This window comes from Lawsonibacter celer (genome assembly GCF_014281125.1).
Classification (GTDB): domain Bacteria; phylum Bacillota; class Clostridia; order Oscillospirales; family Oscillospiraceae; genus Lawsonibacter_B; species Lawsonibacter_B celer.
Genome location: NZ_JACOEA010000006.1, coordinates 58,828 through 80,141, shown reverse-complemented (window position 1 = coordinate 80,141; position 21,314 = coordinate 58,828). Strand labels below are relative to the sequence as shown.

Annotated in this window: 18 protein-coding genes; 7 read left to right on the top strand and 11 right to left on the bottom strand. The window is 61.9% G+C overall.

What is annotated here, in order from left to right; all coding sequences use genetic code 11:
- The first annotated feature begins 65 nt into the window (after positions 1-65).
- On the top strand, positions 66-1,355 hold the full coding sequence (locus tag H9Q75_RS10270; RefSeq protein WP_186566765.1) for an acetyl-CoA hydrolase/transferase family protein: 1,290 nt from the start codon (positions 66-68) through the stop codon (positions 1,353-1,355).
- 80 nt (positions 1,356-1,435) lie between these two features.
- Here the strand turns inward: H9Q75_RS10270 and ychF are convergent, their stop codons facing one another.
- On the bottom strand, positions 1,436-2,527 hold the full coding sequence (gene ychF / locus H9Q75_RS10265; protein WP_186566763.1) for a redox-regulated ATPase YchF: 1,092 nt from the start codon (positions 2,525-2,527) through the stop codon (positions 1,436-1,438).
- 356 nt (positions 2,528-2,883) lie between these two features.
- On the opposite strand from ychF, the gene H9Q75_RS10260 reads away from it, so the two are divergent.
- The gene (locus tag H9Q75_RS10260; RefSeq protein WP_186566761.1) at positions 2,884-4,257 is read left to right on the top strand and encodes an MATE family efflux transporter; all 1,374 of its coding nucleotides are present in this window, start codon (positions 2,884-2,886) and stop codon (positions 4,255-4,257) included.
- A gap of 65 nt (positions 4,258-4,322) precedes the next feature.
- Here the strand turns inward: H9Q75_RS10260 and H9Q75_RS10255 are convergent, their stop codons facing one another.
- A complete protein-coding gene (locus H9Q75_RS10255) occupies positions 4,323-5,624 on the bottom strand; it encodes a cation:proton antiporter (RefSeq protein WP_186566759.1) in 1,302 nt (433 codons plus the stop codon).
- 294 nt (positions 5,625-5,918) lie between these two features.
- Here H9Q75_RS10255 and H9Q75_RS10250 point away from each other — a divergent pair, with 294 nt between their 5' ends.
- The 3 genes from H9Q75_RS10250 (at position 5,919) to H9Q75_RS10240 (ending at position 12,364) form a co-directional block, all read left to right on the top strand.
- On the top strand, positions 5,919-6,554 hold the full coding sequence (locus H9Q75_RS10250) for a hypothetical protein (RefSeq protein ID WP_243200791.1): 636 nt from the start codon (positions 5,919-5,921) through the stop codon (positions 6,552-6,554).
- Positions 6,551-6,838, top strand: a complete 288-nt coding sequence (locus H9Q75_RS10245; RefSeq protein WP_186566757.1) for a DUF1294 domain-containing protein — start codon at positions 6,551-6,553, stop codon at positions 6,836-6,838. The genes H9Q75_RS10250 and H9Q75_RS10245 overlap by 4 nt, the downstream gene beginning before the upstream one ends.
- A gap of 189 nt (positions 6,839-7,027) precedes the next feature.
- Entirely contained in the window at positions 7,028-12,364 is a 5,337-nt protein-coding gene (locus H9Q75_RS10240) for a phosphodiester glycosidase family protein (protein WP_186566755.1), read from the top strand.
- A gap of 78 nt (positions 12,365-12,442) precedes the next feature.
- Here H9Q75_RS10240 and H9Q75_RS10235 read toward each other — a convergent pair whose 3' ends face one another.
- The 3 genes from H9Q75_RS10235 to H9Q75_RS10225 all read right to left on the bottom strand — a co-directional run bounded on the left by H9Q75_RS10235 (position 12,443) and on the right by H9Q75_RS10225 (position 13,652).
- Positions 12,443-12,583 carry a hypothetical protein gene (locus tag H9Q75_RS10235; protein WP_186566753.1) on the bottom strand — a complete coding sequence of 47 codons (141 nt, stop codon included), beginning with the start codon at positions 12,581-12,583 and terminating at the stop codon, positions 12,443-12,445.
- A 65-nt stretch (positions 12,584-12,648) separates the two neighbouring features.
- Positions 12,649-12,855: a DUF896 domain-containing protein gene (locus H9Q75_RS10230; protein ID WP_186566751.1), complete on the bottom strand. Its 207-nt coding sequence runs from the start codon at positions 12,853-12,855 to the stop codon at positions 12,649-12,651.
- Positions 12,855-13,652 (bottom strand): YlmH family RNA-binding protein, encoded by a 798-nt coding sequence (locus tag H9Q75_RS10225; protein WP_186566749.1) that lies wholly within the window; start codon positions 13,650-13,652, stop codon positions 12,855-12,857. Before H9Q75_RS10225 ends, H9Q75_RS10230 begins: the two co-directional genes overlap by 1 nt.
- 131 nt (positions 13,653-13,783) lie before the next feature.
- On the opposite strand from H9Q75_RS10225, the gene H9Q75_RS10220 reads away from it, so the two are divergent.
- Complete coding sequence (locus H9Q75_RS10220; protein ID WP_186566747.1) at positions 13,784-14,770, top strand: MBL fold metallo-hydrolase; 987 nt, start codon at positions 13,784-13,786, stop codon at positions 14,768-14,770.
- A 57-nt stretch (positions 14,771-14,827) separates the two neighbouring features.
- Here H9Q75_RS10220 and H9Q75_RS10215 read toward each other — a convergent pair whose 3' ends face one another.
- From H9Q75_RS10215 to H9Q75_RS10205, 3 genes are all read right to left on the bottom strand, one after another.
- Positions 14,828-15,169: a hypothetical protein gene (locus tag H9Q75_RS10215; protein ID WP_186566745.1), complete on the bottom strand. Its 342-nt coding sequence runs from the start codon at positions 15,167-15,169 to the stop codon at positions 14,828-14,830.
- Entirely contained in the window at positions 15,159-15,350 is a 192-nt protein-coding gene (locus tag H9Q75_RS10210) for a YlcI/YnfO family protein (protein WP_186566743.1), read from the bottom strand. Before H9Q75_RS10210 ends, H9Q75_RS10215 begins: the two co-directional genes overlap by 11 nt.
- 135 nt (positions 15,351-15,485) lie before the next feature.
- Complete coding sequence (locus H9Q75_RS10205; RefSeq protein WP_186566741.1) at positions 15,486-17,240, bottom strand: ABC transporter ATP-binding protein; 1,755 nt, start codon at positions 17,238-17,240, stop codon at positions 15,486-15,488.
- Positions 17,241-17,385: 145 nt separating this feature from the next.
- Here H9Q75_RS10205 and H9Q75_RS10200 point away from each other — a divergent pair, with 145 nt between their 5' ends.
- On the top strand, positions 17,386-18,321 hold the full coding sequence (locus H9Q75_RS10200; protein WP_186566739.1) for an AEC family transporter: 936 nt from the start codon (positions 17,386-17,388) through the stop codon (positions 18,319-18,321).
- 70 nt (positions 18,322-18,391) lie between these two features.
- On the opposite strand, the gene H9Q75_RS10195 is transcribed toward H9Q75_RS10200, so the two are convergent.
- From H9Q75_RS10195 to H9Q75_RS10185, 3 genes are all read right to left on the bottom strand, one after another.
- Entirely contained in the window at positions 18,392-19,717 is a 1,326-nt protein-coding gene (locus tag H9Q75_RS10195; RefSeq protein ID WP_186566737.1) for a S1C family serine protease, read from the bottom strand.
- Positions 19,718-19,894: 177 nt separating this feature from the next.
- A complete protein-coding gene (locus tag H9Q75_RS10190) occupies positions 19,895-20,761 on the bottom strand; it encodes a DegV family protein (protein WP_186566735.1) in 867 nt (288 codons plus the stop codon).
- Between the two features lie 23 nt (positions 20,762-20,784).
- Positions 20,785-21,246: a MarR family winged helix-turn-helix transcriptional regulator gene (locus H9Q75_RS10185; protein WP_186566733.1), complete on the bottom strand. Its 462-nt coding sequence runs from the start codon at positions 21,244-21,246 to the stop codon at positions 20,785-20,787.
- Positions 21,247-21,314 lie beyond the last annotated feature (68 nt).

Genomic DNA, 21,314 nt, shown 5'->3' with positions numbered 1-21,314 from the left:
GGGTACTTGCGCAAAAAAAGCAGTTGAGATAAAATAAAAGCATCGCTGAAACCGGAGGGAACTGTATGGGCTATCAGGAGATGTATGAGAAAAAGAAATCGACCGTAGAGCGCTGCCTGGACCTAATTCAGGATGGCGCGGCGATCTGTATGGCGGGCGACTGCAACGAGCCGGCGGCGTTTTGCCAGCGGCTGCACACCATTGCCCCCCGGGTAAAGGGCGTAACCTGCGTCAAATCCCGCCTGGGCCGCTATCCATTTATGGTGGAGCCGGGCATGGATGGACATATCAACTATAAAAGCTTCTTTTTCGGGCCCGGCTGGGCGGAGGGCTATGCCCACGGGAACGCCTCCCTGGTGCCCTCGGACCTGCCCCTTTTTCCGGCCAGTGTGAACGCCCACACCCCCTGTGATGTTGGGGTGGCCGCAGTGTGCCCCATGGACGAAAACGGCAATTTTCAGATTTCCCTGTGCATGATGTGGGAAAAGGAGCTGCTCAGCCGTTGCCGGCAGATCATTCTGGAGGTCAATCACAATCTGCCCAGGGTCCGGGGCGGGCTGGAGATCCACATTGACCAGGTGACTGCCCTGTACGAGAACGATGCGCCTCTGTTTACCGTTCCCAGCGTGGCCATCACCCCAGTCGAGGAGAAGATCAGCGAGCATGTAGCCGGCCTGATTCGCCACGGCGACTGCATCCAGCTGGGCATCGGCGGCCTGCCCAACGCCATTGCCAAACAGCTGGGGGGCCTGCGGGATCTGGGCATTCACACCGAGATGTTTACCGACGCCATGGCCGACCTGGTGGAGCGGGGCGTGGTTACCGGGGCGCGGAAAAACATCAACACCGGGCTGCACATCGGCTCATTCGCGGGGGGCAGCAGCCATCTCTATGAGGTGATGTCCGCCAACCCTGCCTTCCGCATCATGCCGGGCAGCTATGCGGTGGACCCAATGGTGATCATGCAGAACGACAACCTGGTCTCTATCAACACCCTTGTGGAGATGGACCTCACCGGACAGGTGTGCTCGGAGTCCATCGGACCACGGCAGCTCTCCGGCTCCGGCGGCGCCTTTGCGTTTGCTTACGGCGCGTTCCGCTCCAAGGGCGGGAGGGGAATTCTGGCCTTCCCCTCCAGAACGGCCAAAGGACAGTCCAAGATCCGGCCCATGCTGGCTCAGGGCGCGGTGGTCACGGTGCCGCGCAATTATGTGGACTATATCGTGACCGAGTACGGCGTGGCGCCCATGCGGGGCCGCACGGTCCGGGAGCGGGCGGAAAACCTGATCGCTATCGCCCATCCCGACGTGCGGGAGGAGCTGCGGTTTGAGGCAAAAAAGCTGCTTTATATTTAAAAGACCGTACAAAATAGGTCCGACCCACGGCAAAGCTGTGGGTCGGACCTATTTCTCAGACCGGAAAAAGAAGGGCCTGATTACACGTTAAACCGGAACAAAACGATGTCTCCGTCCTTCATCACATATTCTTTTCCCTCGGAGCGGACCAGGCCCTTTTCCTTGGCAGCCGTCATGGTGCCGCAGGCCATCAGGTCGTCATAGGCCACCACCTCGGCGCGGATGAAGCCCCGCTCAAAGTCGGTGTGGATTTTTCCTGCGGCCTGGGGAGCCTTAGTGCCCCTGGTAATGGTCCAGGCGCGGCACTCGTCCTCGCCGCTGGTGAGGAAGGAGATCAGGCCCAGCAGGGCATAGCTGGCGCGGATCAGCCGGTCCAGGCCGGACTCGGGGATGCCGAGCTCCTCCAGGAACATCTTCTTCTCATCCCCATCCAGCTCGGCGATTTCCGCCTCCAGCTTGGCGCATACCGGGATCACCTGGGCCCCCTCCTTGGCGGCCAGCTCCGCCACCTGATGGTAATAGGGGTTGGAGGCGTAGTCGGCGAAGCCGTCCTCATCCAGGTTGGCGGCGTAAATAATGGGCTTGAGGGAGAGAAGCTCGGAGGTGGCGATCAGCTCCCGGTCGTCCTCGTCGCACACAAAGGAGCGGGCGGAGTTACCGTCGTTGAGCCAGTCCTTCAGGGCGGAAAACACCTCCGCTTCGTGGAGAAATCTTTTGTCTCCCTTGGCAGCCTTGCTGGCCTTGTCAATGCGCCGCTCCACCATCTCTACGTCGGCCATGATCAGCTCAATGTCGATGATGCCAATGTCCCGCAGGGGGTCGGTGGAGCCCTCCACATGGATCACGTTCTCGTCGTCAAAGCAGCGTACCACATGGACAATAGCGTCGGTGGCGCGGATATTGCCCAAAAATTTGTTGCCCAGCCCCTCGCCCCGGGAGGCCCCCTTCACCAGGCCGGCAATATCCACAAACTCAATGACCGCCGGGGTGGTCTTTTTGGGGTGATACATCTGGCTGAGCCTGTCCAGCCGCGCATCGGGCACGGCCACCACGCCCACATTGGGGTCGATGGTGCAGAAGGGGTAGTTGGCGCTCTCCGCCCCGGCGTTGGTGATGGCGTTAAAAAGGGTGGACTTGCCCACATTGGGGAGCCCCACAATGCCCAGTTTCATATGCAAAACGTCCTTTCGGTGTGTTTCTGTTCAATTGGCCCTAATATTATACAGGATGGGGATAAAAAATACAAGACGGAGAGCTGCTCCCCTTTTGAAAATGCAGACGCCGGAAAAGTACCGGGAAAAGGGCACCTGCGGATACGCACAAATAGAGCAAAAAGAATGAGTGCTGGGCGCGGCCGGGGCCGGCGGGGGATGGCCTACAGGGGGATTCTCCTCCCAGGTGTGGGAATATGAAAAGGAACAAAGGGGGCAAATCTGGACAGGGCGGATTCGGGCAGACGGGCTATTGTCTTTTCCGGCCGCAGCGTGTAAAATGGCTGTATCTTGGAAGGATTTCGGGTGATAGGGATATGCATCTTATGCGCCGGGGCACTCTGGACGTGACCCAGGGAGTCATTTGGAAGCAACTGCTGGCCTTTTTTATCCCGCTGTGGTGCGGGACCTTTTTCCAGCAGCTATACAATACGGTGGACACGGTGGTGGTGGGCCGCTTCGTGGGCAAGACCGCCCTGGCGGCGGTGGGCTCCACAGGCACGGTGGTCAACCTGACTGTGGGAATTTTCAACGGCCTGGCCAGCGGCGCGGTGGTGATCATCGCCCAGTATTACGGCGCCCGCCTGGCCAAGGACGTCCACCGCAGCGTCCATACCGCCATGGCGATCTCTGTCCTGGCGGGGGCGCTGTTTACGGTGGGGGGTTTTTTCCTGACGCCCCCGGTGCTGCGCGCCATGGGCACCACAGCGGAGGCCCTGCCCGGGGCAACCCTCTACCTGCAGATCTATTTTCTGGGCATGATCCCCAACCTGGTGTACAATATGGGTACCGGCGTGCTCCGGGCCATCGGGGACTCCAGCCGGCCGCTGTACTTCCTCATCGCCGCCTCCCTGTGCAACATCGTGCTGGACCTGGTCCTGGTGCTGGGGCTGGACATGGGGGTGGCCGGGGTGGCCATTGCCACGGTGGCCTCCCAGGTGCTCTCCGCTGCGCTGGTGCTCCTCTCCCTGACCCGGGCCGACGGGCAGCCCTATCAGCTTTTCCTCCGGCAGCTGCGCATTGACCGCAGGGCCTTGGTCGCCACGCTCAGGGTGGGCGTTCCGGCGGCCATGCAGTCGGTGATGTACAACGTGTCCAATATCGTGATCCAGTCCTCCATCAACTCCTTCGGCACGGACACGGTGGCCGCCTGGTCCGCCTACGGCAAGATGGACATGATCTTCTGGATGTCCATCAACACTATGGGCCTGACCATCACCACCTTTGCCGGACAGAATTACGGCGCGGGCAAAATTGACCGTCTGAAGAAGGGCGTGCGGGTATGCGTGGGGATGAGCGCCGGCTTTACGGCGGCCCTGAGCGCCACAATGGTGCTTCTGGCCCGGCCCCTGCTGAGCATCTTCACCCCGGACCCGGAGGTGCTGGTCATCGGGGTGGATATGGTGTACTTCCTGGTACCCACCTATATCACCTATATCCTGGTGGAAATCCTGGCCGGCGCCATCCGGGGAACAGGGGAAGCAGTGGTGCCCATGATTATTTCCATCTTCGGCGTATGTGTGCTCCGGCTGGTGTGGCTGTTTACGGCGGTGCCCCTCCATCATACAGTAGCCATGGTGGCGGCCAGTTACCCCATCACATGGGTGGTCACCTCTGCCGCGCTGCTCATCTACTACTGTAGGGGCAGATGGCTCAGACTACCCCAGGCGGCCGAGCAGGAGGGCCGATAACGTTCCCGGCGGATAAAAAGCCCCGGCGGCCCATTGGGCCGCCGGGGCTTTGCCTGTAAGGGGGGCTACTCCTGCTTTCCGGTGCCCTGACGCAGATCCTGCTCGGCGGTGAGCACACCCTCCGCCACCCGGTCCAGCTGATCCACGGCCTCGTAGGAGTCCAGCAGATTGCTGCCCTGCAGATCCGAGTAAGCGTCCTCTTTCCGAAAGGACAGCTTGAGAAGGATAGGGGTCAGAATCGCGCAGCACACCACCATGATGATGACCGGCCCAAAAAAGGCCGAGGGCATCAGACCCATGGCCATTCCCTTGTTTGCCACGATAAGGGCGACCTCGCCCCGGCAGGCCATACCCACGCCCACCTGGACGCACTGGCGGCCGCGGAAGCCGGACAGCCGGGCCCCGAGTCCGCAGCCGATCAGCTTGGAGAGGACGGCCACCGCGACCAGCAGGACCGAAAAAAGCACGATCTCCCAGCTCATGGCGGGCAGCTCAACCCTGATGCCGATGTTGGCAAAGAAGATGGGGGTGAGCAGCAGGTAGGACAGGGGCGAGAATTTGCTTTCCACATATTTGGCCTTTGGCGTCAGCGTGACGATCAGTCCGGCGGAAAAAGCGCCAATGATGTCCGCCACACCGAAGAATTCCTCAGCGCAGTAGCTCAGCAGCAGGCACAGCACAAAGGCGGCGATGGGCCAGCGGCGCAGGTCCTGATTGTGAAGCTTTTCAGTATACCAGGTAAAGAACTTGACAAAAAGGAAGCCCACCACACCCACAAAGACAAAAAACAGCAGAATTTTGACCAGTACGAGAATAATGTTGACGTCCGCGCCCCCCAGGCTGGTGACAATGGTCAGACAGATCAGGCCCAGCACGTCGTCAATGAGCGCGGCGGCCAAAATGGTGTTGCCCACCCGGGTGGTCAGTCGGCCCAGCTCCTTGAGGGTCTCCACCGAAATGGATACCGAGGTGGCGGTCAGAATGGTGCCGATAAAAATATTCTGCAGCAGAACGTTGCCCGGGTGGGCAAAGGCGCCCCGGTTGAAGAAAAAGGCCAGTCCGGCGCCCAGCGCCAGCGGGACCAGAACCCCGCACAGGGCCACCCAGAAGCCCGCCTTGCCGGAGTGCTTGAGTTCCTGAATGTCGGTGCCCATACCGGCGGAAAACATGATGACAATCACGCCGATTTCAGCCAGCTGGGACAGAGTGTCTGTGCCCTGGAGGACATTCAGGCAGGCAGGCCCCAGCAGCAGACCGGCCAGAAGGGCCCCCACCACCTGGGGCAGCTGAAATTTACGCGTAATCAGACCCAGCACTTTTGTGCTCAGCAGGATCAGCGCGATGTCCAGCAGAAAATGATAGGACATAAAAAACGTCTCCCTTTGTGGGGCCTGAAAGGGCCGCTCCGCCCCTCCCGAAGGCCGGGAAGGGCGGAGCAGGGCCACGCAGGCCGCTTGGATTCTGTGGCGTCATTATAGTCCCGCCGGCGGGGAAAAACAATCATCGGACAGCACAAAACTGTACGGGGATCCATACAGTTTTTTGACTACGCACGGGGCTAAATTTAACCTTCACCCGGAGAGCGCGGACGGGCCTTTGACCGCCATTGACAGGTCTGCTATACTAAAAGCAGCTATGTTCCACAGAAAGGCAGAGGCAGCTTGAGTACAGCGATTGGATTGACCCATCCGGAACAACTGGATATTGCCGGACCCGACGGGATGGTCACCCGTGGGGCGGACCAGGAGTGGTACCCCACCCTTTGGCAGCGGCGGGCGGGCTGCGGGCCCACCTGCGCGGCCCTGATCTTCGCCTATTTGGCCGCGGCGCACCCGGAGAAGCGGGCCCTCTATCGAGAGGGGGCCATGGATCGGGCCTCGTTTATCGCCCTCATGTGCCGGGTGTGGGAGCATGTCACCCCCCGCAGCCACGGCCTCAACCGCCCGGAGTGGATGGTGGAGGGGATGCGTTCCTACGCCGCGCAGCAGGGGCTGGCCCTCTCCCCCGCCCTGCTGGAGATCCCGTCCGCCCGCACCAAACGGCCGGACTATGAGACGGTATCCGCCTTTTTGACCGCCGCCCTGAGGGCGGACTGCCCGGTGGCGTTTCTGAACCTGCATCAGGGCAAGGTAAAGGAGCTGGACTGGTGGCACTGGGTGACCATCATTGCCCTGGACGGCCGCAGGGCCACCCTGCTGGACAGCGGGAAGGAGCTGGAGATCGACCTGGCGCTCTGGCTGGAGACCACGAGGCGGCGGGGCGGCTTTGTGGCCGCCCTGACGGGGGCGGAGGGATGAGCGCGTGGTTAGCGGCCCACTGGCCGGTTCCGGCGCTCTATCTGGCGGCGATGAATGTGCTGGCTTTCGCGCTGATGGGGATGGATAAGCGGCGGGCCAGGCGGGGGGCGTGGCGCATTTCGGAGCGCGGCCTCTTTCTCGCCGCCCTGCTGGGCGGGGCCCTGGGCGCCGTCCTGGGCATGCGCGCCTTTCGCCATAAGACCCGCCACTGGTACTTCAAATTCGGTATGCCCGCCATCCTGGCGGGCCAGATCGCCCTGGCGGTGTGGCTGTGGCTGAGATAAGAACACGCGGCGGGGGACCTTTTGGTCCCCCGCCGCGTGTTTTCTGGGGCGGTGTGCCGGCAGACATACAGGGTCAGACTTTACACGTCCATTACCCAAATAAGATAGATGCATCCTCTGTTTTGCTTTATCCTTATGAAGTCCGCAGAAGTAAGAGATCTTGTAAAATCAGGAGGATGAACACAGAGCATGAATTTAAAACCATGGAAAACACGAGGAATTTCCCTGCTCCTGTCCGGCGCTTTGGCCTTTGGCTCATTGCCGGCGGCACTGGCGACGGAGGGCGCCCCGCTCCCTGCCCTGCAGACGGAGGGAAATAGCCTGAGTGCTCTCGCGGCGGAGGTTCAGCAGCCCGCGTCCGCGCGGCTGGTGTCCGCGACCAACTACACACTGGTCTCCGGTGTAACGGAGAGCGACGTGCTGCTGAACAACGATGACGGCACCGCGCAGATTGCCGGCTTTATGACCACAGTGGAACCGGGCGCCCAGGTGACCTTCAAGGCATCCTATGCCGGGTATTACACTGCGGGCAGCACGGCTGAGAGCCGGAAGGAGGCGGCCGCCGATTTGGCCTGGGAACTTGGCAAGACCACCGTCCAGGCCGCCGACTATGAGGCCGCCACCGGGGAGCGGGTAATCTTTGCTACCAACGGCGACTACTACAACATGCAGACCGCCCAGCCGCTGGGGTACCTCATTATGGAGGGAAACCAGATCCAGACCACTGAATACAATCAGGAACCCTATTTTGCTGTTTTGGAGGACGGCTCCTACGCCCTGCGGGACGCGGGCACCGACGCCTCCGACGTGGCCGAGGCTATCTCCGGCCCCTTCTGGCTGCTGCGCAACGGGCAGATCCAGGTGGACGCGAACAACGCCGACCTGATGCCCCGCAACAGTATTGGCATCAAGGCCGACGGCAGCATCGTCATCTATGTGGCCGACGGACGGCAGGATCCCTACTCGGTGGGGCAGACCCTCTACTCCATGGCCGACTTCCTGAAGGCCCAGGGAGTGGTGGACGCCATCTACCTGGACGGCGGCGGATCTGCCACCTATGTGTCTGAGCGGGAGGGCTCCGAGGGACTGGAGATCCGCAACAGCCCTTCGGACGGCACGGAGCGCGCCGTGTCCAGCGCTCTGCTGCTGGTTTACACCGGGGAATCCACCGGGGCGTTTGACCACGCGGTGCTCACCCCCAACAATGAGCAGTACACCCCCGGCAGCACGGTGCAGTTCCGCGCCGCCGGCGTTGACAGCGCCGGTCGTCAGGCAGATCTGCCTGACGATTTGTCCTGGTCCCTGGAGGATGCGCAGGCCGGCGCCATTGACCAGAGCGGCAGCTTCACCGCCGCCGAGGGCTTTACCGGCACGGTAACCGTCAATCTTTCCAGCAAGGGGCAGGTGGTGGGCTCCACCAGCATTGTCATTGACGACATTGACCAGCTCTACTTCACCGGAGAATCCATCTCTCTGGATTTCGGCGAGGAATCTGACCTGGGTCTGAACGCCAAGGCCAGCCTGCGTGCCATCCACTACAAGGAGGGCGACTTCCAGTGGAGTGTGGACAATGAAGCTGTGGGCTGTGTTACCGGAAACACCTTTACCGCCGGGCAGTCCGACAGTACCCTGACCGGAAACGTCACGGTCAGCTACACCACGCTGGAGGATGAGATTCTGACCGACACCATCTCAGTAGAAGTAGGCAAGATGCCTGTTGTGCTGCTGGACTTTGAGCCGGACGAAGATGGCCATCTGGAGCAGTGCGCCCATTTTCACTGGGGGCAGAAGAGCTTTGTGGACAGCGGCATGACAGAGGGCTACCGGGGTACGGTGGATTCCGTGGAGGTCATCACCTCCGGCAAGTACAGCGGGAGCCCCACCACCGCCACCGTTACGGCCCCCTACGTCTTTACCGGCAACTGGGACTCCGCTGTCCCCGCCTCCGATATCTTCCGGGCCAACGGCTATACCTACTATCTGTGGCCCAACAGCGCGATCCCCGAGTATGAGAGCGGCGATCTGAAGGTGGTTACCGGCGACAATGGACAGGTGCGCTTCGGCGAGGCCGCCTTGGAGCTGGACTACGACTACGCCTCCTACGACGGCTCCTCCAATGCCAATTACTATATCCGCTACTGCGGGGAGGACATTGACATCGAGGGCTACCCCAGCGAGGTGGGCGTGTGGGTCTATGCCCCTGAGGCTACCCCCTCGGCCTATACCCTCTATATCCAGGTGGAGTACTGGACCGGCAGCGACTATGCCGCCAAGTACATCCCCCTGAAAGCGGAGGGCAGCGAGGCCACCGGCTTTACCTGGAGCGGCTGGGCCTACTGCTCCGCCGACATTACCAGCCTCTGGCCCAATATCAGCGAGGAGCACCCCTTGAAGATTCAGCCCGGCCAGGGCATCCTTTGGCTGTCCTATCAGCCCAAGACAGGGGGCGGCCGCTATAACGGCAGCCTGTATTTTGACAACTTCCGGGTGGTCTACGGCACGGATATGGATGATCTGATCAATCCCGAGATCACCTCTACCACCATTAACGGTGTGGAGCTGGCCGAGGACGGCTCCACCGTAGTGGATGCCAACTACATTGAGATCATTACCCAGTATCATGACCCCGAGAGCGACAACCGCAGCGGCATCAACGCCGAGGCCACCATTATTACCATCGACGGCGAGCGCAAAAACGCCGACAAGTCCACCACCGAGACCCGCTCCAACGCCAGTCTGAACAATGGCCAGCACACCCTGGGCGTCACGGTGTTTGACGGCTTCGGCAACAGCGTCGCCAAGACTTACAGCTTTACGGTGAAAAACGACGCTCAGTCCACCCCCGAGGTCTCCGTGACCGGTCAGGATACCGTGACCATGGGCCAGGACTACGTCCTCTCCATCTCCGCCAGCGACCGCACGGTCCGCCACGTCACGCTGGAGCTGACCGACCTCAACTCCGATTTCGGCGAGCCGGCCGTCACCTTTGCCGACGGCTATACCGGCACCCATACCTACACCTCCACCGGCTTTAAAAAGGCCGCCCTTCATGTGGAGGTCAATCTGACCGGAAGCGCCCAGAGCAACCTGCGCCAGGCTGCCGCGCAGCTGTGCACCATCACCTTCCAGGTCCCAACCGATCTGGACGCGGAGATTGACTTCTTCACCTATAATCCCTCCACAATTCGCTATACTGACGTGTCCGGCAGCAGCTATTCCGGCGCTCAGCCCGGGGAAAAGCTCACCCTGTCCGCCTACTACACGGTGGAGGCGGGCGTCCTGACCCAGGGCGACCCCTGCACCATTCTGGTCACCGACCCGGACGGCAGGCCTGCCGCCGGCGTGGAGGTCTGGCTGGGTGAGGCGCAGATCGGGACCACCGGAGCGGAGGGCACCCTGACCAGCGAGGCCACCAGAGCGATGGAGGCCGGAGCCAAGTGCGTCTTTACCGCCAAGAGCGGCTCCAACGTCTCCTTTGCCACAGAGTATACCGTCATGGCCCATGCGGGCAATGGAGAGGGAAAGCCCGGCAGCATCCGCTTTTCCGCCGGCACAGACAGCCGGACAAAGCAGACGGTTACCTGGATGTCCAATGCCTCCGCCGCAGGAGAAACGGCGGTGGTCCGCTACATGACCAAGGCCGACTATGACGCCCGGTCTGCCGGGGCCGCCTTTGACTTCGCACAGACCTCTGACGCCTATACCCAGGTGACCGGCCAGAGCACGCTGACCGCGTTCAGCGTCTCCAAGAGCGCCGCCCGGGTCAACCGTGTGGAGCTCACCGGGCTGGAGCCCGGTACCACCTACTGCGGCGTGGTGGGGGACGGAATAATCTGGTCCGATGTGCGCACCTTTACCACCTCCCCTGCCCAGCAGAATCGGACGTCTTTCCTGGTTGTGGGCGACACTCAGATGAGCGGCAATCCGGAGAGCGATGCCGACGCCATTGACATTCTCAATCAGATTGGCACAAGCGTGCAGGGGCAGAGCTTCGACTTCGGTCTGCAGACCGGCGACTTTGTGGACAACGGCGCCAACTATAACCAGTGGTCGGAGATCTTGGACCTGTTTGACCAGAACTTCGGCGGCACCGACTTCATTACGGTTCTGGGCAATCACGAGTACTACGGCGACACCTCTGGCGGCAACGCCCGGAACATTCTGGCCCTGCCCGCCGAAGGCTACTATTCCGTGGAGTACGGCGACGTGTACCTGGCGGTCATCAACAACGGCGCCAACCTCAGTGAGGCTGCGGACTGGCTGGTGAGCGACGCCGCCCGGTCCGACTGCCAGTGGAAGCTCCTCAGTGTCCACCAGCCCGCCTACTATACCAACCCCAACGGCGGCAGCGACCGCTGCAACGCCATCATTCCCCCCGCCGCCGAGCAGGCCGGGATCGACGCGGTGTTTTCCGGCCATGACCACTCCTATGCCCGCACCGCGCCCATGACCGGCGGCAGCGTGGACAGCAGCGGGGTGACCTACTTTATCTGCGGCGACCTGGGGGAGAAATCCAGAAGCGACAGCTACAAGATTGTGGACAATCCGGACTTCCACTTTGTAAAGGCCTCCCAGGAATATGACGGCATTTACCTGACCGGCACCGCTGAGGGCAGCACCCTGACCATCACCGCCTACAACTGCGACGGCACCCAGGTGGACACGGTCACCCTCTCCCACGCTGACAATACCTCCGGCGGGAGTGGGAGCTCCGGCAGTACAAACCATTCCGTGAGTGTGTCTGCCAGTGAGCACGGCTCGGTCACCGCCTCGCCCAGGAGTGCAAAAAAGGGTGATACCATTACTCTGACCGCCACGCCCGACGCCGGGTATAGGCTGGACGCCCTGACCGTCACAGACACCAAGGGTGCCAGGCTCGCCGTAACGGAGCAGAACGGGAAATACACCTTTACCATGCCGGACTCCAAAGTGGAGATCAAGGCGTCCTTTGTCCGGAGCCAGGTCCAGCCGCAGGAGCTGCCCTTTACCGATGTGGCCGCCGGCGCCTGGTATGAGGAGGCCGTCCGCTACGTCTATGAAAAGGGCCTGATGTCCGGTACCAGCAGCACCTCCTTCCGCCCGGAGGACGCTACCACTCGGGGAATGATTGTGACCATCCTCTACCGCCTGGAGGGCACGCCCGCGGCCTCTCCCGCACGGTTTGACGACGTGGCTGCCGGCCGCTACTATACGGACGCGGTGGCCTGGGCCGCCGCCAACGGGATTGTCAGCGGCTACGGCAACGGCAGCTTTGGCCCCGAGGATGTGATTACCCGGGAGCAGATTGCGGCCATCCTCTACCGCTACGCGGCCTATAAGGGCTATGACGTGTCCGGCCGGGCCGATCTGTCCGGCTATACCGACAGGGCTCAGGTCAGCGGTTATGCGGCCGAGGCCATGGCCTGGGCCAACGCCGCGGGCCTGATGACCGGCACCAGCGCCTCCACCCTGACGCCCGGCGGCCCGGCTACCCGGGCCCAGGCCGCGGCCCTGCTGATGCGCCTGTGTGAGCAGCTGACCAAATAGGCGCGGCGCGCCGGCCGTACGGCGAAAATGCCAAAAGCAAGCCCTCCGGAGAAATCCGGAGGGCTTGCTTGGCTGCGTCTATTCGCAGATGGTGTAGGCGGCGTCGGAGGGCGTGTCTGTGTAAAATACAAAGTCTCCCAGAAAGGCGGCCGCCGCGGACCGGTCCGGATGGTCGGCATAGACCCGGCCTATCGCCCCCTGGAGGCAGGCGTGGATCATGCCCTCCTCCAGCCGGCGAAGAGGACAGCCGCCCGCCCCGGCTCGGCCAATGGGAGCAGCACGGCCTACTCCTTTTTCGGCAGGCGGTGGCGGGTGCCGTCCGGCTCCACGATCACCGTGTGCTCCAGCTGGGCGATCAGATTCTCCCGGTAGGCGGCCACATACTCCTGCCGCAGCAGGTCCCGCTCCACCATCTCCTCCGGGGTGAGCCCCTCGGGGCTCTTGGCCTTTTTGGCCAGCGCGTTGATGCGGGCAATCTTTTTCTCATCCATTAGACATATCGCTCCAATAACAGCATAATACGGCCTTTTTTGGAGGGGCCGCCCACCTCTTTGACTACGCATTTTCCCAGGCCCCGGCAGGAGATCACGTCCCCCTGCCCCACCGCCCGGTCGGGCTTGACGCACTCCCGGTGGTTGAGCTGCACCCGCCCGGCACAGATCAGGTCGGCCGCCTTGCCCCGGGCCAGGGAGAAGCCGGAGGCCGCCACCGCGTCCAGCCGCAGGGTGGCCACCGTGTCCCGAATCTGGCGCACCTGCACCGGGGGCGGCTCCACCTGATCCAGAGGCAGCGGGGCCAGCTTCAGCCGTACCCGCCCGGCCTGATCCAGGTGGAGGAGGAGGAACTCCGCCACGTCCTCCAGCACCAGCAGGTCGCAGCCGCTCTCCCCCACCAGCAGGTCGCCGGTCTTTTCCCGGTCCAGCCCGAGGCCCAGCACGGCCCCCAGAAAATCCCGGTGGGTCAGGCCGCTCCCCGCCGGGAAGGACGCCCGGAGGGCCCGCACCGGTCCGTCCGGGTCGGCCAGCCAGTCCTCCGGCTCCTGCCAGTCGGGGAGAAAGACGCAGATGGTCCGCTCCGCCCCCTCGTAACCCCCGAAAAACAGGTGCTTCGGGTGGCCGCAGGCGTTGAGCAGGCTCTCCGCGCTCACCCGCTGGGTGGGGGAAAGAAAGCAGGTGTGGCTGGGGATATTCCTCTGCCGGGTCAGCTCCAGCTTGTCCAGCACCCGGGAGAGGAGCACCCGCTCCTCCTCGGTGCGGGCGGTTTTGTTCAGCAGTTCGGTCTTGGTCATGGCAGCGTCCACCTCTGTTTTGGTGGAACGAGTATACCACACAATGACAAATTTGTATACAAGGGCTTCCCATGGGGGTAAAAAATGGGCTATAATAGGAGACATTACAGAAATAAACAAGGAGATTCATCATGCCCGAGGAAATTCTGAAAAACCTGTACCGCCTGCCCATCCCCCTGGTGGGCAATCCCCTCAAGGAGCTCAACGCCTACCTCATCAAGGGGAAGGACCGCAACCTGCTGATCGACACCGGCTTCCGCCAGCCCGCCTGCCGCCAGGCGCTGTTTGAAGAGATGGCTCAGCTGGGACTCCGGCCCGGGGACGTGGATGTGCTGGCCACCCACCTGCACTCCGACCACACCGGGCTGGCCCCGGACGCGGCCGGGGAAAAGGGCACCATCTACATCAGCCGCCTGGACGAGCGGATTTTCGACCCGGAGGAGCAGGCCGACGAATATTGGAGCGGCGTGGAGAAGAGCTTTATGGTGGAGGGCTTTCCCAATGAGCTGCTGGCCCACATCTGGGACAGCAACCCCGCCCACTCCATGGCGCCGCCCCGGGGCGTGCCCCACGCCTGCCTGGAGGACGGGGACGTGCTGGAGGCCGGCGGCTACAAGCTGCGCTGCCTGCTGATGCCCGGGCACACCCCGGGTCAGATGTGCTTCTGGATGGAGGAGCAGGGGGCCATGTTCCTGGGGGACCACGTGCTCTTTGACATCACCCCCAACATCACCGCCTGGAACGACCTGCCCGACGCCCTGGGGGCCTATCTGGAGAGCCTGAAGCGCATCCGGGAGTACGACGTGCGCCTTTCCCTGCCCGGCCACCGGGGCCGGGGCGATCTGAAGGCGCGGGTGGATCAGCTGCTGCTTCACCATCGCCTGCGCCTGGACGAGGCCCTGGCCGCGGTGAAGCACCACCCGGGGGAGTCGGCCTACCAGCTGGCGGGGTATATGACCTGGAAAATCCACTCCAAGAGCAACACCTGGGAGGATTTCCCCCTCACCCAGAAGTGGTTCGCCGTGGGCGAGGCGGTCTCCCACCTGGAGCGCCTGCAGGCAGAGGGCTCCGTAAAGCGGGTCCTGGAGGACGGCGTGGCCGCCTATTACCCGGCCTGAATATGGAAAAAACAAAAGGAAGGCCCCTCTCTCCGCGCGGAGAGAGGGGCCTTCCTTTTAACCGGAGTCTCCGGGAGGGCCATTTTTTTCTTCGGCCGGCTCGGCCAGGTATTCCTTCATCATCTCGTCGTATTCCCTGTGATAAATGTCCAGCGCCACGGTGGCGCCGTGGCGGGAGCCCAGTTCAAAAAAGTAGCGGCAGCGGCGCTTCACATAGCGCTCATAAGTCTGCATATAGCTGCGGAAGTGGTAGACTTGGGTGCTGTCCATCTCGTCCATAAAATAGCGCATGAAGTAGAGCATTTCCTCCAGGATCGCCACGTCCTCTCTTCCGTAGCCAAAGGCCCCCTTGCCATAGGGAGGGCAGCGCTCAAAGGCGGCATCGTTTTCATTTAACATCTGCGGTATCTCCCTCCTTCAGGCTTTCCAGTGCGACGCGGGTGGCTTCTATAACAAATTTTGAAAAGCTGATATTCGTTCCCTGGATGACTCCGTTTACCTGGTCAATGATGTCATTGGGGAAACGAATATTTTTGGGTGTTGTCCCAGGAATAGAGGGAAGCCGGAATTTATTTGTCATATCGCACACCTGCCATATATGGTGACCTTATTGTATGGCAATTTGTGTGAATTGTAAGCATAACAAAATGTGTTACAAAATGTATCGCATCTCAAACAGGGGGACGGCCTATTGGCCGTCCCCCTGTTGTTTTTTCTATACAGAAACAGATTTTTGAGCCTCATATAACTGGGCGTATTCGCCGCCCAGGGCCATCAGCTCCTCGTGGGTGCCCTCCTCCTTGATGCCGTTGTCGTCGATGACGAGAATCCGCCCGGCGGAGCGGATGGTGGACAGCCGGTGGGCGATGATTAAAGTAGTGCGGCCCTTGGCCAGCTCGTCAAACGCGGACTGGATGCGGGCCTCGGTGACGCTGTCCAGGGCGGAGGTGGCCTCGTCCAGGATGAGGATGGAGGGGTCCTTGAGGAAGATCCGGGCGATGGACACCCGTTGCTTCTGCCCGCCGGAGAGCATCACGCCCCGCTCTCCCACGTAGGTCTGGAAGCCGTCGGGCATGTCCAGAATATCGTCGTAAATCTCCGCCTTTTTGGCCGCGGCGATCACCTCTTCCTCCGTGGCGTCTGGCCGGCCGTAGCGGATGTTGTCAAAAATGGTGCCCGCGAAGAGGAACACGTCCTGCTGCACCACCCCGATATGCGCCCGCAGGGAGTGCTGCGTGAGGGTACGCACGTCCTGGCCGTCCACCAGGATGCGGCCCTCGCTCACGTCGTAAAAGCGGGGAATGAGCTGGCACAGGGTGGACTTGCCGCCGCCGGAGGGGCCCACCACCGCCACCGTCTCCCCGGGGCGCACGTGGAGGGTCACGTGGGAGAGCACCGGCTGCCCCTCCGGCTCGTAGCGGAAGGTCACGTCGTCCACCAGAATGTCGCCCTGGACGTGGGTCAGGTCCCTGGCGTCCGGGGCGTCCTGAATCTCCGGCTCCACCCGCATCAGCTCCACAAAGCGCTTGAAGCCCGCCATGCCCTGCATGAACTGCTCCACAAAGGCGGAGAGCTTCCGGATGGGGGTGATGAAGGTGGTCACGTACAGGGAAAAGGTGATCAGGTCCACGTAGTCCATGCGGCCCTTCATAATCAAAAACCCGCCGAAGGTGATGACCAGCACGCTCATGATGCCCATGCAGAACTCCAGGCCGGACATATATACCGCCATGGCCTTGTAGTAGCCCCGCTTGGCCCCCCGGAACTGGTCGTTGGCCCGGGCGAATTTGGCGCTCTCCGCCGCCTCGTTGGCAAAGGCCTTGGCGGTGCGCATGCCGGAGATGGAGGACTCCACCTCCCCGTTGATGCCCGCCAGGGTGGCCTTGACCTGGGTGGAGGCGTTCATCATCCGCTTGCGGGAGAACACGGTGAACAGCACGAAGCAGGGCACCACCGCGAACACCACTAGAGCCAGCTCCCACCGGATGGTGAGCATCACCACAAACGCGCCCAGCAGGGTCACCGAGGAGATGAACAGGTCCTCCGGCCCGTGGTGGGCCAGCTCGGTGATCTCGAACAGGTCGCCGGTGACCCGGCTCATCAGCTGGCCGGTGCGGTTTTTGTCATAGAAGGAAAAGGACAGCTCCTGCATGTGGGCGAACAGGTCCCGGCGGATGTCAGCCTCCATGCGCACCCCCAGCAGGTGGCCCCAGAAGGTCACCACATAGTACAGGGCGCTTTTGAGCACATAGGCCGCCACCAGCGCGGCCATGACCAGGAAGAAGGCGGTGAACAGCCGGTCCGGCAGCAGCCTCTGCATAGACAGCCGGGAAAAAAAGGGAAAGGCCAGGTCTACCAGGGCGATGACCAGCGCACATGCCATGTCCAGGGCGAACAGCTTCACATGGGGCCGGTAATAGGAGATGAAAAGGCGCACGTATCCGCGGCTTTTCCACTGTCTGCTTGTCATTCTTACGCTCCTCTGCCATTCAGATCATCAATCGGTAAGAATCAGTATATCGCCCCCCGGCCGTCTTTGTCAACTCACATTCCCCTTTGCAAATGCCGCGCAAGCCTGTATAATGGGTGTTATCTGATCGTCGGTGCATAGGGGGATGGGAGAATTGCTTGCCAACATTTTGCTGGTGGCGTCCCAGGTGGGGACGCTGTTTTTGCTGATGGGGGTCGGCTTTGTGCTGACCCGGCTGGGGAAGCTCACAAAGACCGGGGTGGCGCAGCTCACCTTTGTGCTGATGAACATCGTCTCCCCCTGCATCATTATTGACACCCTGCAGGTGGAGCGCACCCCGGCCCTGCTTCGGGACATGGGGGTGGGGGTGCTGATTATGTGCGCGGTCTACGCCCTGTGGATTGCGCTGGCCGCCCCCGCCTTCCGCCGGACGGAAGCGGACACCCGGGACGTGCTCCGCTTCGGCATGGTGTACGGCAACACGGGCTTTATGGGCCTGCCCCTGATTCAGGCGGTGCTGGGCTCCGCCGGGCTGTTCTACGCCACCGCGCCCTACCTGGTGTTTTCCGTGGTCTCCTGGAGCCATGGGGTGGCCCGGATGGGAGGACGCGCCCAGCTGTCCCTGAAGAGGCTGCTGCTCAACCCGGGCATCCTGGGCAGCGTCATCGCAATCACACTGTTTCTGCTGAATTTCCGCCTGCCTGCCATGGTGGGCAATGCGGTGGGCTATCTGGGCAGCATGAACACGCCTCTGGCCATGATCGTGGTGGGCAGCCAGATGGCGGGCGCCAACCTGGGCGACGCCCTGCGCAGCCCGCGGCTGTATCTGGCCGGGGCGGTGCGGCTGCTGGTGTGTCCCGCCCTGCTGCTGGTGCTGCTCCTCCCCCTGCGCCTGGACCCCACCATGTACGCCGCCTATGTGATTCTGGCCGCCACGCCCACCGCGGGGCTGACCGGGATCTTTGCCCAGAGGTTTGGCCGGGACACCGCCGCCGCGGCCCAGTTGATTACCCTCAGCACCCTGCTGAGCATTCTCACGCTCCCCTGCTTCGCCGCCCTGGCACAGCTGCTCAATCCCTGACAGGACGCGGACAGGGGCTTCCCTCCTGACGGCGGGAAGCCCCTGTCTTTTTTGCTGTTTGACGGTAAGTTTAGTTGAAGAAGTTGCCGAAGGGCCAATTGTAGTAATTGCCGCCCTGCTGTTGCTGCTGCTGGGACTGCTGGCTCTGGGTATAGTTGTTGTACAGCTCATCCATCGCCTCGGCCCGGGCCTGGTTGTTCTCATCCAGGGTAACAGAGAGCTCCATACTCTCGCCGTCCCGGTAGACGGTAAAGGTCACCGTGTCGCCGGCCTGGTAGTTTTTGACGGCGGACTGGAGCTGGGCAATGCTGGTTACGGCGGAGTCCTCCACCGCGGTGATGATGTCGCCCACCTGCAGCCCGGCTTTCTCGGCGCAGGAGCCCTCCAGAATCGCCTCCACAGAGGCGCCGGCGGGGATGCCGTAGCGCTGGGCGGAGGCGCTGACTTCGGCCATGATGATGCCCACGTTGGGCTTGCCGGTGACATAGCCGTTTTCGATGATACTGGTCACCATGCTCTGCACATCGTTGATGGGAATGGCAAAGCCGATGCCCTCAATGGACGCGGAGGAGCCGGAGGAGCCCGAGTACTTGGCGCTGACGATGCCGACTGCCTGGCCGTACTGGTCGAACAGGGGCCCGCCGGAGTTGCCGGAGTTGATGGCGGTGTCGGTCTGGATCATGTTCATAATCGTGCCGTCGCTCATGGTGATGGAGCGGTCCTTGGCGGAGACATAGCCGGCGGTGAGGGTGAAGGTCAGCTCACCCAGGGGGTTGCCGATGGCCACCACGGGCTCGCCCACCTTCAGGATGTCCGAGTCGCCCAGCACCACGGGGCGCAGGCCAGCGGCGTCAATCTTCAGCACGGCGATGTCGTTTTCCTCCTCGCCGCCCACCACGGCGGCGTCATAGCTGGTACCGTCGGCAAAGCTTACCTTGATGTCGCTTACCCCGTCGATGACGTGATAGTTGGTCAGAATGTAGCCGTCGGCGCTAATGACGAAGCCGGAGCCGGACACGGCGTTGCGCACTGTCTGGCCCCAGACGTTGGTGGTCACGTCGCCGTTGATGCCCACTACGCTCTCCAGGTTGGCCGCGTAGATCTCCTCAGGAGTGAGCTGGGTCTTGCCGTCCACATTGGCCACGGTGACAGCCGAGGTGGGACGGGTGCCCTCATACACGGTGGTGGAGGACTGGAACAGGCCGGAGCCGGTCAGCGCGGTGGAGCCAATCCCGCCGGCCACGCCGCCCAACAGGGCGCACACCAGGCCCACGGCGATGAATTTGGCGGCCCCGCCCTTTTTCTTCCTGGGCGGCTCCGGATCGCTGACACGGAAGTTGTTGGTCTCTATGGGCTGACCTTCCTCGGGGGGACGGTTGTAATCGCTGTAATACATAATGGGGTGCTCTCCTTTCACTTTGGAACGTCCATGGTGCTCTCCTTTGAACAATGCCTAGAATAGACGGAAAATATGTATAAAGCATGAAGAAAGTTTGCACGTTTTTTTAACTTTTGCACGCAAAACAGGACAGAAAAGAGGAGCCCGACGGCGGGCTCCTCTTTACAGAATCCATTAGAAGGGCAGCTTTTTCTGGATGGTCACGGCCCGTGCGCCGGGGCCGATGTGACAGGCCACGCTCAGGGAAAGGGGGTCCATGTGGATGTCCCGGCCCGGGAAAGCCTCCTGCAGCTCCTCCAGCCAATCCAGGGCGTCCTCCCGCTTGCCGGTGAAGGCGGCGGCGATGTGCATGTCCTCCAGCGTGCAGCCGGGGAAATCCCGCTCCAAAACGGCGTAGATGGCGTCGATCATAGCCTTCTTGGCGGCCTTCCAGCCGCGGGTCTTGGAGAAGGCGTCCAGCTTCTCCCCCTTGATCCGCAGCACGGGCTTCAGGTTGAGGACCGTGCCGATGGCCGCCGCGGCGGGGGTGAGGCGGCCGCCCTTTTTCAGATACTTCAGGGTGTCCACGGTGATGTAGATGTCGGAGTCAAACTTCGTCTCCTCCAGAATCTGTTTGATCTCCACGGCGGACTTGCCGGCCGCCGCCATGGCCTGAGCGTCCAGCACCGACTGGCGCAGCGTGACCGAAATGTGCTGGTTGTCCACCACCTGGACTCTCCCGTCGTAGTCCTGGGAGAGCATCACAGCCGTCTCACAGGAACTGCTCAGTCCGCTGGACATGGGGAGGTATACCACCTCGTCATACTCCTGGAGCAGCTCGTCCCACAGGGCGATCACGTCGCCGGGGGCGGGCTGGGTGGTCTTGACATCCGCCCCCTGCTCCAGCTTTTCATAGAATTGGTCCTGGGTGAGCGTCACATCCTCAAAAAACAGCTGGTCGTCGATGTAGAACGGCATGGGCAGAACACATATGCCCAGATCCTTTCCCTGGGCCTGGGTAATACCGCTGTTGCTGTCGGTGACGATTGCGATCTTAGCCATAATAAACCTCTCTTACTCTCTGCTTACGATAATGCAGGGTCGCGCCGGCTGAAGAATGCAGAAATACGCTTCAGCCCCTGGACAAAGGCGGCGGCCTCATCCCCCGGCAGACCGGAGAGAATCTGCTCCATGAGCTCCCGGTGGAAGCGGGCGTGGCGTTCGTTGGCGGCACGGCCCCGCTCTGTGGGAAGAATGCGCACAATACGGCGATCCCGGCTGTCGCGCCGGCGCTCCAAATAGCCCTTGCGCTCCAGAAGGGAGACCGCGCTGGTCAGTGTGCCCGCAGTAATGTGCTGGGCCGCCGCGATGGCGGTGGCACGGTTGTCCCGGCCACTGTCCACCGCCTGGCACACCTCGGCGATGAGATGGACCTCCCGCAGGGAGAGATCGGACTGGGCCTGGGACAGCATGCGCTCTTCGGTCCGCAGCACCTTGTGGAATACCTCAAAGAGGAACTGCTCCAATGCCGCCCGTGGACTGTCCATCTTCCACCCTTCTTTCCCGTTGGAATTGCAATAAGAGCATTATATCGTATCCGTAAAGAATGTCAAGA

Coding starts and splice junctions, on each gene's coding strand:
- H9Q75_RS10270 (WP_186566765.1), top strand. CDS start 66: ATGGGCTATCAGGAGATGTATGAGAAAAAGAAATCGACCGTAGAGCGC.
- ychF (WP_186566763.1), bottom strand. CDS start 2,527: ATGAAACTGGGCATTGTGGGGCTCCCCAATGTGGGCAAGTCCACCCTT.
- H9Q75_RS10260 (WP_186566761.1), top strand. CDS start 2,884: ATGCATCTTATGCGCCGGGGCACTCTGGACGTGACCCAGGGAGTCATT.
- H9Q75_RS10255 (WP_186566759.1), bottom strand. CDS start 5,624: ATGTCCTATCATTTTCTGCTGGACATCGCGCTGATCCTGCTGAGCACA.
- H9Q75_RS10245 (WP_186566757.1), top strand. CDS start 6,551: ATGAGCGCGTGGTTAGCGGCCCACTGGCCGGTTCCGGCGCTCTATCTG.
- H9Q75_RS10240 (WP_186566755.1), top strand. CDS start 7,028: ATGAATTTAAAACCATGGAAAACACGAGGAATTTCCCTGCTCCTGTCC.
- H9Q75_RS10235 (WP_186566753.1), bottom strand. CDS start 12,583: ATGATCCACGCCTGCCTCCAGGGGGCGATAGGCCGGGTCTATGCCGAC.
- H9Q75_RS10230 (WP_186566751.1), bottom strand. CDS start 12,855: ATGGATGAGAAAAAGATTGCCCGCATCAACGCGCTGGCCAAAAAGGCC.
- H9Q75_RS10225 (WP_186566749.1), bottom strand. CDS start 13,652: ATGACCAAGACCGAACTGCTGAACAAAACCGCCCGCACCGAGGAGGAG.
- H9Q75_RS10220 (WP_186566747.1), top strand. CDS start 13,784: ATGCCCGAGGAAATTCTGAAAAACCTGTACCGCCTGCCCATCCCCCTG.
- H9Q75_RS10215 (WP_186566745.1), bottom strand. CDS start 15,169: ATGTTAAATGAAAACGATGCCGCCTTTGAGCGCTGCCCTCCCTATGGC.
- H9Q75_RS10210 (WP_186566743.1), bottom strand. CDS start 15,350: ATGACAAATAAATTCCGGCTTCCCTCTATTCCTGGGACAACACCCAAA.
- H9Q75_RS10205 (WP_186566741.1), bottom strand. CDS start 17,240: ATGACAAGCAGACAGTGGAAAAGCCGCGGATACGTGCGCCTTTTCATC.
- H9Q75_RS10200 (WP_186566739.1), top strand. CDS start 17,386: ATGGGAGAATTGCTTGCCAACATTTTGCTGGTGGCGTCCCAGGTGGGG.
- H9Q75_RS10195 (WP_186566737.1), bottom strand. CDS start 19,717: ATGTATTACAGCGATTACAACCGTCCCCCCGAGGAAGGTCAGCCCATA.
- H9Q75_RS10190 (WP_186566735.1), bottom strand. CDS start 20,761: ATGGCTAAGATCGCAATCGTCACCGACAGCAACAGCGGTATTACCCAG.
- H9Q75_RS10185 (WP_186566733.1), bottom strand. CDS start 21,246: ATGGACAGTCCACGGGCGGCATTGGAGCAGTTCCTCTTTGAGGTATTC.